Annotated in this window: 11 protein-coding genes and 1 pseudogene; 9 read left to right on the top strand and 3 right to left on the bottom strand. The window is 62.7% G+C overall.

Annotation, left to right across the window (positions count from 1 at the left end):
• Positions 1-125: 125 nt before the first annotated feature.
• Positions 126-2867 carry a DNA polymerase I gene (gene polA, locus B0G74_RS42840; RefSeq protein WP_132383726.1) on the bottom strand — a complete coding sequence of 914 codons (2742 nt, stop codon included), beginning with the start codon at positions 2865-2867 and terminating at the stop codon, positions 126-128.
• Position 2868: 1 nt separating this feature from the next.
• Between polA and B0G74_RS42835 the strand changes: the two genes are divergently transcribed.
• Positions 2869-3612 (top strand): TIGR00730 family Rossman fold protein, encoded by a 744-nt coding sequence (locus tag B0G74_RS42835; RefSeq protein WP_106282655.1) that lies wholly within the window; start codon positions 2869-2871, stop codon positions 3610-3612.
• Between the two features lie 65 nt (positions 3613-3677).
• Here the strand turns inward: B0G74_RS42835 and B0G74_RS42830 are convergent, their stop codons facing one another.
• A complete protein-coding gene (locus tag B0G74_RS42830; RefSeq protein ID WP_132383724.1) occupies positions 3678-4595 on the bottom strand; it encodes a transcriptional regulator GcvA in 918 nt (305 codons plus the stop codon).
• A gap of 95 nt (positions 4596-4690) precedes the next feature.
• Here B0G74_RS42830 and B0G74_RS42825 point away from each other — a divergent pair.
• Together B0G74_RS42825 and B0G74_RS42820 are read left to right on the top strand one after the other, a co-directional pair.
• Positions 4691-5261 (top strand): annotated as a pseudogene (locus tag B0G74_RS42825) (chromate transporter).
• A complete protein-coding gene (locus B0G74_RS42820) occupies positions 5258-5788 on the top strand; it encodes a chromate transporter (protein WP_132383722.1) in 531 nt (176 codons plus the stop codon). Before B0G74_RS42825 ends, B0G74_RS42820 begins: the two are co-directional and overlap by 4 nt.
• Positions 5789-5847: 59 nt before the next feature.
• Here B0G74_RS42820 and B0G74_RS42815 read toward each other — a convergent pair whose 3' ends face one another.
• Positions 5848-7374 (bottom strand): AMP nucleosidase, encoded by a 1527-nt coding sequence (locus B0G74_RS42815; RefSeq protein WP_012428586.1) that lies wholly within the window; start codon positions 7372-7374, stop codon positions 5848-5850.
• 199 nt (positions 7375-7573) lie between these two features.
• Between B0G74_RS42815 and B0G74_RS42810 the strand changes: the two genes are divergently transcribed.
• The 6 genes from B0G74_RS42810 (at position 7574) to B0G74_RS42785 (ending at position 12921) form a co-directional block, all read left to right on the top strand.
• On the top strand, positions 7574-7969 hold the full coding sequence (locus B0G74_RS42810; RefSeq protein ID WP_132383720.1) for a hypothetical protein: 396 nt from the start codon (positions 7574-7576) through the stop codon (positions 7967-7969).
• A 224-nt stretch (positions 7970-8193) separates the two neighbouring features.
• The gene (locus B0G74_RS42805) at positions 8194-9189 is read left to right on the top strand and encodes a homoserine kinase (protein WP_132383718.1); all 996 of its coding nucleotides are present in this window, start codon (positions 8194-8196) and stop codon (positions 9187-9189) included.
• On the top strand, positions 9180-9986 hold the full coding sequence (locus tag B0G74_RS42800; protein ID WP_132383716.1) for a BPSS1780 family membrane protein: 807 nt from the start codon (positions 9180-9182) through the stop codon (positions 9984-9986). Before B0G74_RS42805 ends, B0G74_RS42800 begins: the two co-directional genes overlap by 10 nt.
• A 171-nt stretch (positions 9987-10157) precedes the next feature.
• Positions 10158-10610 carry a MarR family transcriptional regulator gene (locus tag B0G74_RS42795; RefSeq protein ID WP_132383714.1) on the top strand — a complete coding sequence of 151 codons (453 nt, stop codon included), beginning with the start codon at positions 10158-10160 and terminating at the stop codon, positions 10608-10610.
• Positions 10611-10784: 174 nt separating this feature from the next.
• On the top strand, positions 10785-11204 hold the full coding sequence (locus tag B0G74_RS42790; RefSeq protein ID WP_106282649.1) for an organic hydroperoxide resistance protein: 420 nt from the start codon (positions 10785-10787) through the stop codon (positions 11202-11204).
• Between the two features lie 217 nt (positions 11205-11421).
• Positions 11422-12921 carry a deoxyribodipyrimidine photo-lyase gene (locus B0G74_RS42785; protein WP_132383712.1) on the top strand — a complete coding sequence of 500 codons (1500 nt, stop codon included), beginning with the start codon at positions 11422-11424 and terminating at the stop codon, positions 12919-12921.
• The last annotated feature ends 53 nt before the right edge of the window (positions 12922-12974 follow it).

Raw genomic sequence — 12974 nt, 5'->3', positions numbered from 1 at the left:
CGCCCATGAGGATTCACATGAGCGCCGTCTTTCAGCGATTGTCCGCGAGCAGCACGGGTTGTCACAAGCCATCAATACGCATGTGTGACATGCGCACGACGATATCGCGTCCCGTCACACGCACGTCAATGCGCTTCTTCCCAGTTCAGGCCGGCACCCACTTCGGCGACCAGCGGCACTTTCAGGTCGGCGACACCGCACATCAACTCGGGCAAGCGCTTGCGCACGTCGGACAATTCCGCGTCCGGTACTTCGAGAATCAATTCATCGTGCACCTGCATGATCATGCGCGTGCCGATCTTCGAGGCTTCGATCCAGTCCTGCACAGCGATCATCGAGAGCTTGATCAGATCGGCGGCTGTGCCTTGCATCGGCGCGTTGATCGCGGCGCGCTCGGCGGCCTGACGGCGCGGACCATTGCCGCCGTTGATCTCCGGCAGCCACAGGCGGCGGCCGAACACCGTCTCGACATAACCCTTGGCCTTGGCGCTCACTCGCGTTTCATCCATATAACGCGCCACGCCCGGATAACGCGCGAAATAGCGGTCGATATAGAGCTTGGCTGCGTCGCGCGTGATGCCGAGGTTCGCGGCAAGACCAAACGAACTCATGCCGTAGATCAGACCAAAGTTGATGACCTTGGCCACGCGGCGTTGATCGTTCGACACTTCGAGCGGCGTCACGCTGAAAATCTCCGCCGCGGTGGCGCGGTGAATGTCTTCGCCCTGCGAGAATGAGCGCAGCAGCGATTCGTCGCCGGAAATGTGCGCCATGATGCGCAGTTCGATCTGCGAATAATCCGCGGAGACCAGCTTGTGTCCGGGCGGTGCAATAAACGCTTCGCGAATACGGCGGCCTTCGCCGGTGCGCACGGGAATGTTCTGCAGGTTCGGGTCGTTCGATGCAAGGCGCCCCGTGACCGCCACAGCCTGCGCATAGTTCGTATGCACGCGGCCCGTGGTGGCGTTGACCATGCGCGGCAGCTTGTCGGTGTAGGTCGACTTCAGCTTCGACAAGCCACGGTGTTCAAGCAGAATCTTCGGCAGCGGATAGTCTTCGGCGAGCTTTTGCAGCACTTCTTCGTCAGTGGACGGTGCGCCGCTCGGCGTCTTCTTGACCACCGGCAGTTCCAGCTTCTCGAAGAAGATCTGCCCGATCTGCTTCGGCGAGCCCAGATTGAATTCGCCGCCGGCCAGCACATACGCTTCGCTTTCCAACTGGATCAGACGCGTGGCGATTTCGCTGCTTTGCTGACGCAGTTTCTCCGCGTCGATCAGCACGCCGGTGCGCTCCATCTTGCGCAGGACACGCGAGGTCGGCAGTTCGATCCCGCGATAGACGTACTCGAGCGTCTTCTCCGCAGTCACTTGCGGATACAGAGCCTGATGCAGCCGCAAAGTGATATCAGCATCTTCCGCAGCGTATTCGGCGGCCTTGTCCAACGCGACTTCGTCGAAGCCGATCTGCCCCGCGCCCTTGCCCGCGACCTCTTCGTACTTGATCGTCTTCACGCCGAGATGGCGCAGCGCGAGGCTGTCCATGTCGTGCGTGCGATGCGATTCGACCACGTACGATTGCAGCAGCGTGTCGTGTTCGACACCGCGCATTTCAATGCCGTAGTTCGCCAGCACCTGCTCGTCGTACTTGAGATGCTGGCCGACCTTCTTGTGCTCGGCGCTTTCCAGCCACGGCTTGAGTTTCGCGAGGACTTCGTCGCGCGGCAATTGCACGGGCGCGTCCGGGCCGCGATGCGCGAGCGGCACATACGCCGCCCGGCCGGCTTCAACCGACAACGACAGGCCCACGATCTGCGCGGTCATGGGGTCGAGCGAGGTGGTTTCCGTATCGAACGAGGTCAGCTCGGCCGCGTTGATCTTCTCGAGCCATGCGTCGAATTGCTCCCACGTCTGCACGGTGTCGTAGTGCCGCTCATGATCCACCGACAAAGCCGGCGCCACATCCGTTTCCGGACCTTCCACGGCGTCCGCGATTTCCACTTCGCGCAGCCACGTCTTGAAGCCGTGGCGCGTGAACACGTCGCGCAACTCCTCGCGCGATTCCGGCCGGCTTTGCAGACTTTCCTCGATCGACACGATATGGTCGGTCATATCGCAGTTGCGCTCGACAGTGACGAGTTTCCTCGCCATTGGCAGAAAATCGAGCGCTCTGCGCAGATTGTCTCCTACCGCACCTTTAATTTCGTCCGCATGTGCGACGATGCCATCCAGCGACTCGAATTGCGTCAGCCATTTGATCGCTGTTTTCGGCCCGCATTTCTCGACGCCGGGCACGTTGTCGACGGTATCGCCGATCAACGACAGGTAGTCGATAATGCGCTCCGGCGGCACGCCGAACTTGGCGAGCACGCCGGCGCGGTCGAGCGTTTCGTTAGTCATCGTATTGATGAGGGTGACATGATCCGACACAAGCTGCGCCAGATCCTTGTCACCCGTCGACACGATCACATTCATGCCACGCTTTTCCGCTTCGGTGCTGAGGGTGCCGATTACGTCGTCGGCCTCGACGCCTTCGATCATCAGCAAGGGCCAGCCGAGCGCGCGCACGGCCACATGAATCGGCTCGATCTGGCGCGAGAGGTCGTCCGGCATCGACGGCCGATTCGCCTTATAGTCGGGATACCAGTCGTCGCGAAACGTTTTGCCCTTGGCGTCGAACACGCACGCGCTATACTCTGCTGTGACTTCCTTGCGCATGCGCCGCAGCATGTTGATCATCCCGTAAAGCGCACCCGTCGGACCACCGTCGGGGCTGCGCAGATCCGGCATCGCATGGTAGGCCCGGTACAGATAACTCGAACCGTCGACCAATAGCAGGGTCTTACCTTCAAGGCTTCGTTCTTCAGGCATTATGACTAAGAGAAAAGTGATTCCGAGTCTGCGATCACTCGCAGATCAAGAGCGCGCAACGGCCAAAAAGGCCCGCGCATCGTGGCAGATGTTCACGATTATGGCAGAGTTTATCGAGGCGACCGAGTACCTCTCGGAGATTCGTCCGGCTGTCAGCATCTATGGTTCAGCGCGCCTGAAGCCGAACTCGCCCTACTACAAACTTGCCACGCAAATCGCGCGCAAGCTCTCGGACGCCGGCTTCGCCGTGATCTCGGGCGGCGGCCCGGGCATCATGGAGGCGGCCAACAAGGGTGCCCATGCGGGCAAGGCGCCTTCGGTCGGCCTGAACATCGAATTGCCGCACGAGCAATCGGGCAATCAGTGGCAAGACATCTCGTTGCGCTTCCGCCATTTCTTCACGCGCAAGGTCACGTTCGTGAAGAACTCGGACGCGGTGATCGTGATGCCCGGCGGCTTCGGCACGCTGGACGAACTCGCCGAAGTGCTCACGCTGATCCAGACCAAGAAGTCGCGGCATGTGCCGATCATTCTGGTGGGCGCCGAGTTCTGGGAAGGCCTGCTTGCGTGGTTCAAGAACTCGCTCACGCCAATGGGCCTGATCAATCCGACCGACATGGACCTCATGCAGGTCATCGACGATCCGGACCAGGTGCTCGAAGCGGTGCTGAAGTTCTATGAAGACCGCGAAGAAACCGAGCCGCAGCCAACCAAGTCGGACGAAGACCGGATGTTCTATCTGTGAGGCTGCCGCTTCGCGCTCTTGCGCGAGGTGAACGCAAGGCAACGCAGTGCATGAACACGCGCACGCTAACGGGCGGCCTCGAGGCTGCCCGTTTCCGTTTTATCGATTTGATCGCCTTGCGCTTGCAGCCATTCGCAGAACTGCGCCACTAACGGTGCATCCGCGACCTCGCGTCTCGCCACCCACCAGTAGCCGCGTGCATCGATACGCGGACCCGCCAGCGGCACCACGAGCCGTCCCGATGCCAGTTCATCCGCCAGCAAGGGCAACGGACCGAGCGCCACGCCGAGCCCGTCCACCGCGGCCTGCAAGGCCAGATAGAAGTGATCGAACGACTGCTTCTTCCGGCATTTCGCCGTCACCCCAGCCGCCGATAACCAGTTGCGCCAGGCATCCGGACGCGTATCGGAATGCAGCAGCACGTGCCGCGCGAGATCGTCGGCGACCTTGATCGGCGAACGTTGCAATAACACGGGACTGCACACGGGAATCTCGGTCTCGCCGAGAAAATGGCCGCTCGCGCAGTTGGCCCAATGCGCGGGACCGCGCCGCACCGCGACGTCGAAGCCATCCAGCGTCTCGACCGGCGCGTTCGAGGTCGCCAATCTCAGCTCCACATTCGGCACCTTGCGCTGGAACTGATGCAGGCGCGGTAGCAGCCACTTCATCGCGAAAGTGGGCAACGCATTCACGCGCAGCACACGGACGACACCGGTGTCACGCAGTTGATCCGTGGCGAGCGCGATGCTGTCGAACGCAGCCTGAACGGTGGACAGGTAGCGGCGCCCGTCATCGGTCAGGCGCACGCGCTTGCCGCGACGCTCGAACACCTGCACGCCGAGCCACGTTTCGAAAGCGGCGACCTGCCGGCTGATTGCACCGTGCGTCACATGCAATTCGTTCGCGGCGGCGGTGAAGCTCTCATGCCGCGCGGCGGCTTCGAAGGCGCGCAGCGCCGGAAAAGGAGGAAGGTTTCGGGCCATGCTTGTGATTCTAGATCACAAGGCGGTGCTCAAAAATCGTTTTGCTCAACGCCGGTTCGGCGCTAACCTCCTGAGCTTGAACTGGAAGCTAACCAATGGACCACGATCTCACCTCGTCCGAGCCCGTGCTGGCGCCTACGCCCACATTGCGGGAAATCTTCGGCGGCTTTCTCGGCCTCGGGCTGATCTCCTTCGGCGGCGCACTGCCGCTGGCGCGGCGCGCATTGGTCGAACAACGCCGCTGGCTGAGCGCCGACGAATTCACCGACTTGCTGGGCCTCTGCCAGTTTTTTACCGGGCGGCAACGTGATCAATCTCTCGGTGGCGATGGGCATGCGCTTTCGCGGCGTGCCGGGCGCGCTGGCCGGCCTGCTCGGACTGATCGCGGGACCGTCGCTGGTGGTGATCGGCCTCGGCGTGCTGTACGAGCACACGCAAAACGACCCGTACGTTCGCCATCTGTTCGCGGGTCTCGCCGCCGCCGCGGCCGGCCTGTTGATCGCGATGGCCGTGAAAATCCTGCTGCCGCTGCGGCGTAGCCCACTGGCCGCGCTCATCGCGGCACTCGGCTTCATTGCGATTGCGATCATGCGGCTGCCGCTTCTGCCCACCATGCTGGTGTTGACGCCGCTCAGCATCTATATCGCGTCGAGGAGGGCACGATGAACGAGACGCTCATTGCCCTCGCCGTTATTTTCAGTCAGCTTTCGCTGCTCGCGTTCGGCGGCGGCAATACGATTCTTCCCGAGATGCAGCGTCAAGTGGTGGACGTGCATCACTGGATGCCGGCCAGCGAATTCAGCGCGCTATTCGCACTCGCGCAAGCCGCGCCGGGGCCGAATCTGATGATCGTCACGCTGATCGGCTGGCACGTGGCCGGTTGGGCGGGCATGCTGGTGACGTCGGTCGCGAAGTTCGGGCCGTCGTCGCTGGTGACGATCCTCGCGGTGCATGCATGGGAGCGATTCAAGGACCGCCCGTGGCGGCGCTACGCGCAGTTGGGACTGATGCCGGTGACCGCCGGCATCATCGCGGCGAGCGCGGCGCTGATTGCCGAAGCGTCGAACACGACGGCCATCGCGTGGGCGATCACCTCCTTCACCGTTGTCATGGCGATGACGACGCGCATTCATCCGCTGTGGCTTCTGGCGGTCGGCAGTTTGATCGGGCTGGCGGGCTTCGGGCAGCTTTGACCTTGATCGAGCACGAGCGCGCGGTAGTGGCGCTCGCCCTTGTCTGTCCAAGAAGCCGCTTACTGAAACGCGACTTCCGCGAAGCTGCGCAGCTTGCGGCTATGCAAACGATGCAGCCCGTTCATCCGCAATAGCTCCATCGCCTTCACGCCGATCTGCAGATGCTGATCGACCTGCGCGCGATAGAACTGATCCGCCATGCCGGGCAGTTTCAATTCGCCATGCAAGGGCTTGTCCGACACGCACAGCAAGGTGCCGTAAGGCACGCGGAAACGGAAACCGTTCGCGGCAATCGTCGCGCTCTCCATGTCGAGTGCAACCGCGCGGCTTTGCGAGAGCCGCTGCACCGGCTCGCGATGATCGCGCAATTCCCAGTTGCGGTTGTCCACGCTCGCCACCGTGCCCGTACGCATCACGCGTTTCAGTTCGACGCCGTCCAGCTGCGTGACCTGTGCGACCGCGCGCTCCAGCGCCACCTGCACTTCGGCGAGCGCCGGAATCGGCACCCACAGTGGCAGGTCGTCGTCGAGCACGTGATCCTCGCGCACATAGCCGTGCGCCAGCACATAGTCACCGAGGCGCTGCGTATTGCGCAAGCCCGCGCAGTGGCCGAGCATGATCCACGCATGCGGGCGCAGCACGGCGATGTGATCGGTAATGGTCTTCGCGTTCGACGGCCCGACGCCGATGTTGATCATCGTGATGCCGCTGCCGTCCGCGCGCTTCAGGTGATACGCGGGCATCTGCGGCAAACGTGGCGGCGCCGTGCCTTCCTGCTCCTGTTCGCCGAGATTCGCGTTGTACGTGACCACGTCACCGGGCTCGACGAACGACGTGTATTCGCTGCGATAGGCGCGCAGTTCCTCGTCGTCGGTATGGGCCATCATCGTGCGGCCGAGTTTGACGAACTCGTCGATATAGAACTGGTAGTTCGTGTACAGCACGTAGTTCTGGCAATGCGTGGGCGAGGTCGCCGTATAGTGCTTCAGCCGATGCAGTGAGAAATCGACCCGCGCCGCGGTGAACAACGCGAGCGGATGCGGCTCGCCCGGCAGCGGTTCATACGTGCCGTTGACGATACGATCGTCGAGCAGCGCCAGGTCCGGCGTGTCGAACACATCGCGCATCAGGAACAGGCGCTCGCGATCCAGATCGCCTTCGAGGTGGATGCCTTCGGCGAAAGCGAAATGAATCGGAATCGGCTGGTCCGACACGCCGACTTCGATCTGCACGTGATGATTTTTTGCCAGCAGGCGCAATTGCTCGCGATAGTAGTTGCCGAACAGATCGGGCCGTGTGACGGTCGTCTCGAACACGCCCGGACCCGCGACGAAGCCATACGAACGGCGCGAGTCGATATGCGTGTTGACCTCGGTGCACACCCGCACGAACGGATAGCAGGCGCGTACCCGGCGTTCGAACAGTTCGTTGCGGCGATAGCGCGCGAAGGCGTCGCGCAGAAACGAAGTGTTCGCTTCGTAGATCGCCGAGAGGCGGGTGACGGCCTCGGTCGCGTCGTCGAAGGATTCGGTTGGGAAGCTGTTGGCGGGAGTCTGCACCGCGCGTTGATTGGTATCGTTGTTCATCTTCATTCGCCTCTAATGATGAGGCCACATTACCACGGAACCGTGACTCGCCAAATCACCTGGCGGTGCTGCAACACACGCTGCGGCGCTACTCGCAAGATTGCGCGCACGCCGCGCGAAAGCGGCGCAAAATAAGGCGATCGCGCCCGAGGACCAGGTGGGATTTGCTAGAATCGGGGCACCATATTGGAGAATCACCATGAAGCCGCTCCTTCCCGTCGCCGTTGCGCTGGCCCTCGCCTTCGGCAACGCCGCGATGGCTGCCCAGCCTGTCGACGATACACCGGCTCCCGGCGCGCCCCAGTCCGCCAACGAACGGGCCGGTTTGCCCGATCTGGAAAAGATCAATCGTCCGGCCGCCGAGGTCAGCTCGAAGGTTGAAATCAACGTCCCGCGCACGCCGAGCTTCTACGAACGCAGCGCCAACGGCACCGAAATCACCGAATACCGCGACAAAGGCAAGCCCGTCGAAATCAACGTGCATTCGAACCTCGGCACGCGCTATCAGATGAGCGCGCCGCTCGACACGTCGCCCACCGTGCGCGACAACGGCCGTGCAAGCACGCGTTTGCCGTCGGTGCACCTGGCCTATTGATGCATTCCAGGGCGGTGCCCGGTGTCGGCGCCGCCCCGATCCAGGCGCCCGCGAGGCGCCGTCCCGGGCCTCAGTCTGCTTGCCGGGTCTCACGCTGGTGGTAACGCGTTGAAATGCCGCAGCGCTTCACGGCCCCGCAAGAACGCTTTTCCGATACCGCATTTGCCGCACATCGCACTGGCCGCACCGCGCCAGCCCGACCAACCTGATCTGACGTTTCCCGCATGGCTGTCTTCACCGCTGTCACCGAACCCCAACTTGAAGAATGGATGAGCCATTACGATCTCGGCGACGTCGTCGAATTTCGCGGCATTTCCTCCGGTATTGAGAACAGCAACTTCTTTCTGACGACGACGCGCGGCGAATACGTCCTCACGATTTTCGAAAAGCTGACGGCCGAACAACTGCCGTTCTATCTCGACCTCATGCGGCATCTGGCTGCGCATCGCGTGCCGGTACCGGACCCCATGCCGCGCGAAGACGGCGCGCTGTTCGGCACCTTGCATGGCAAGCCCGCCGCCATCGTGACCAAGCTCGAGGGCGCGCCGGAACTGGCGCCGGGCGTCGAGCACTGCATCGAAGTCGGGCAAATGCTGGCGCGCATGCACCTGGCAGGACGCGACTACACGGGCTATCAGCCGAATCTGCGCAGCCTGCCGTGGTGGCAGGAAACCGTGCCGACCATCCTGCCGTTTCTGGAAGGCGAGCAACGCGATCTGCTGTCGTCCGAACTGGCGCATCAGGAAGCCTTCTTCGCCTCGGCCGATTACGTCGCGCTTCCCGAAGGCCCGTGCCACGCCGACCTGTTCCGCGATAACGCCATGTTCGCGCACGCCGCGCCGGACACGGGCCACGAAGTGCGCCTCGGCGGATTCTTCGACTTCTATTTCGCCGGCTGCGACAAGTGGCTGTTCGACGTGGCGGTAACGGTCAACGACTGGTGCGTCGACCTCGCCACCGGCAAACTCGACGACGCGCGCACCGAAGCCATGCTGCGCGCCTACCAGACCGTGCGCCCCTTCACCGTCGAAGAAAACCGCCATTGGGGCGACATGCTGCGAGCGGGCGCGTACCGCTTCTGGGTCTCGCGCCTGTATGATTTTCATTTGCCGCGCGCGGCCGAACTGCTCAAACCGCACGACCCCGGCCATTTCGAGCGCATTCTGCGCGAACGCCTAACCGGCGTTGCACTTCCAGGCATCCATACCTCATGCAACTGATCGAAGTCCCCGCGAAAGCCGGCTATGTGTGGTTCCGGCAGGGTATCTGGCTGTTCCGCAAGAACCCGCTCGCGTTCCTGACGCTGTTCTTCACCTATCTGCTGGTGATGACGCTCGTGTCGCAGATTCCGGTGGTCGGCGGCGTGTTGCCGCTCGCCTTCATTCCGGGCGTCGCGGTCGGCTTCATGGCGGCGTGCCGCAACACGATCGCCGGCAAACCGGTGTTTCCGACCATTCTGGTGGACGGCTTTCACTCGTACGGCCCGGTGGTCGCCAAACGGCTGCTGGTGCTCGGCGTGCTCTACGTCGTCGCAATGGCGCTGGTGCTGGCCGCTTCGGCACTCGCCGACGGCGGCATGCTGCTGAAGGTCATGCTCGGCGCCGCCGCGATGGATCAGGACGCGATCGCCAACAGCAATATCCCGCTGGCGGTGATCACGGCCTTCGCGGTCTACATTCCGGTGGCGATGATTTTCTGGTTCTCGCCGATTCTCGCCGCGTGGCACGACGTGCCGCCCGTCAAGGCGATGTTCTTCAGCCTCGTCAGTTGCTGGCGCAACCGCGGTGCGTTTATCGTGTTCGGCGCGCTGTGGTTTGCGGTGGCGTTGACGGTGTCGCTCGGCTTGTCGGCGCTGATGCAGGCGCTGGGCGCGGGCGACTTCGCGTTTGCGATCCTGATGCCCGCCACGATGATCGTCACCACGATGCTGTACTGCTCGTTCTACGCGACCTATCGCGGCTGCTTTGGCGTGCAAACGCCCGAAGCACCGGACTTGCCGACCACGCCAGCGGCTTGAGTTCCGTTCGGGCGCGGGCGCTGTTCTGGCGCCCGCGCCTGTGCTGCCCTCTCGGCAGCGCATGCCTTCGCTGTTTCCTGAATCTCCAGCTGCACTCGTCAAAGTGTGCCGATTTGCGGCACAATGGTTTGCACGCAATCCATTTGCACGCTCTTTTATACGAGATGCACCATGACCCAGCGCTCCGCTTTGCCCTTCACGCTCGACGAGCAACTCTGCTTCGCCCTCTACTCGACCTCGCTTGCCATGACGAAGGCGTACAAGCCGCTACTGGACAAGCTGGGCCTCACGTATCCGCAATATCTGGCCATGCTGGTGCTGTGGGAGAGCGACGACGTCACGGTCAAAGACATGGCCGCGCGCCTGAACCTCGACTCGGCGACGGTCACGCCGCTGCTCAAGCGTCTCGAGACACAAGGGCTGCTGGAGCGGGTGCGCGGCGTCGAAGATGAGCGTCTCGTGTATATCCGGCTCACCAAAGCCGGCTCGGCGCTCAAGCGCCAGGCGCGCGAAGTGCCCGCGGAAATCTTGTGCGCAACCCAGCAGACGCCCGAATTTCTGCTGCGTTTGCGCGACGACCTGACTCGCCTGCGCACCACCCTCAACGATTACATGGACCTCTAGTCGGCCCGTTGCAAAACGTGCGTTATCGCTATGATGCAAAAATTCATTTGCACACAAATGATTTGTGTACTATCTTACTCACATGCCGCTGCGACAGCGCTCCGCCAGAACGGCGGGCTCGGCAAAGAGCGGCAAATTTGCAGATCCTGACAACCCAGACATAGGAACAGCACCATGAACATCCTCTACAAAGCAAGCGCAACGAGCACCGGTGGCCGCGACGGCCGTGCAGTATCGTCGGACAATGCATTGGACGTTAAGCTGGCAGCACCGCGTGAACTGGGCGGCACCGGCGCAGCAGGTACGAATCCGGAACAACTCTTTGCAGCAGGCTACTCGGCGTGTTTCCTGAGCGCCATGAAGTTTGTCGCCGGCCAGAAGAAGCAGACCTTGCCGGCGGACACGCAAGTCACGGCGGAAGTCGGCATCGGCCCGAACGACAAGGGCGGCTTCGCACTCGACATCGATCTGCGCGTCTCGCTGCCGGGTCTGGACGCCGGCGCGGCGAAGGAACTGGTCGACGCAGCGCATCAGGTCTGCCCGTACTCGAACGCCACGCGTAACAACGTCGACGTCCGTTTGCAAATCGCGTAAGCGACGGATTCGATGCATCGCTAAAGAACCGCTTGAGCGGCGCGGAAAACCTCGCCGCCTGCCACGCACGGCGCCCGCACCCTGCACAATAGGAGCGGGCGCTGTGGCGTTTACCGACGCGGCATGCGATGTGCGACGCAGGGCCATACCGTCGCTTGCAGCGCTCCCGGCCGGCGATAGCGCGGCCACGCACTTAGTTCCACTCTCCACGTTCCTGATGACACGCGTCCGACAACTGAACGACTCCTTCGACACCGGTCTGGTCTGGTTTCGCCGCGACCTGCGCAGCACGGACAACGCCGCGCTCTACTACGCGCTCAAGCATTGCGAAAGCGTGTGGTGCGCATTCGTGTTCGACACGACGATCCTGCAACCGCTGGTCGACGCGTGGCAGGCTCGTCATCCCGATACGCAGCCGCAGGATCGCCGCATCGAGTTGATTCTTGCGGCGCTGGGTGAACTGGACGAAGCGTTGCGCGCGAACGGCGGCGGCCTGATCGTGCTGTACGGCGAACCCGCCGACCTGGTGCCGAAGCTCGCCGACGAACTCGGCGCGGACGCGGTTTTCGCGAATCACGACTACGAGCCGGTCGCCATCGAGCGCGACGAGACGGTCCGCGAGCGGCTCGCTGAAGCTGGACGCCAGTGGCTGACGTTCAAGGATCAGGTGATTTTCGAGCGCGACGAGGTGCTCACTGGCCAGAACAAGCCTTTCACGGTGTTCACGCCGTACAAGAACGCATGGCTCAGGCAACTGACGGCCTTCGATCTGAAGCCGTATCCCGTGGAAACCTACACGAAGCATCTGGCCGCGCCGCCGTCGAAGCTGGACCGCCGGTTACCGACGCTCGCTCAACTCGGCTTTACGCCGAGCAACCTGGCGGAACTGGACCTGCCCACCGGCATGAGCGGCGCGCAGCATCTGCTCGACGACTTCGCGACGCGTATCCACAGCTACAAGGACCGGCGCGACTTCCCCGCCGCCAAAGGCCCGAGCTACCTGTCGATGCATCTGCGCTTCGGGACGGTCTCGATTCGCACACTTGCGCGCCTCGCCCACGAGATGTCGCTGCAACCCGACGGGCAAGGCTCCGCGACGTGGCTGTCGGAGCTGATCTGGCGAGACTTCTACTTCATGATCCTGGCGCATCATCCGCGGCTCGCAAGCGGCGCGTCGTTCAAGGAGGAGTACGACCGGCTGCGCTGGGAACAGGGCCCGGAGGCGGACGAAGCGTTCGCCGCGTGGTGCGACGGCCGCACGGGCTACCCGCTCGTCGACGCCGCGATGCTGCAATTGAACCGCACCGGCTATATGCACAACCGCTTGCGGATGGTGACAGCGAGCTTCCTGGTGAAGGATCTGGGCGTGGACTGGCGGCTCGGCGAACGGTACTTCGCCGAACAGTTGAACGACTTCGATTTCTCGGCGAATAACGGCGGATGGCAGTGGGCGGCGTCGACGGGATGCGACGCGCAGCCTTATTTCCGGATCTTCAATCCGATCACGCAGTCCGAAAAATTCGACGCCGAAGGACGCTTTATCAAACGCTATTTGCCCCAGCTCGCGAAGCTGCCGTCGAAGTGGATTCACGCGCCGTGGCTGGCGGGAGCGGACCGGCTCGCGGAATTCGGCGTGGTATTGGGCAAGGACTATCCGGCACCGATCGTCGACCATGCCGAAGCGCGGGCGCGCACGCTGGCCCGTTTCGGCAAGTGAGCACCCGCTTACGCCGCTTTGCTTTGATTCTGTATATCTGAAGGAGCCTCGGG

The sequence above is a fragment of the Paraburkholderia sp. BL9I2N2 genome (genome assembly GCF_004339745.1).
In the GTDB taxonomy this organism is placed as follows: domain Bacteria; phylum Pseudomonadota; class Gammaproteobacteria; order Burkholderiales; family Burkholderiaceae; genus Paraburkholderia.
This window is presented reverse-complemented; position numbering and strand designations above follow the sequence as displayed.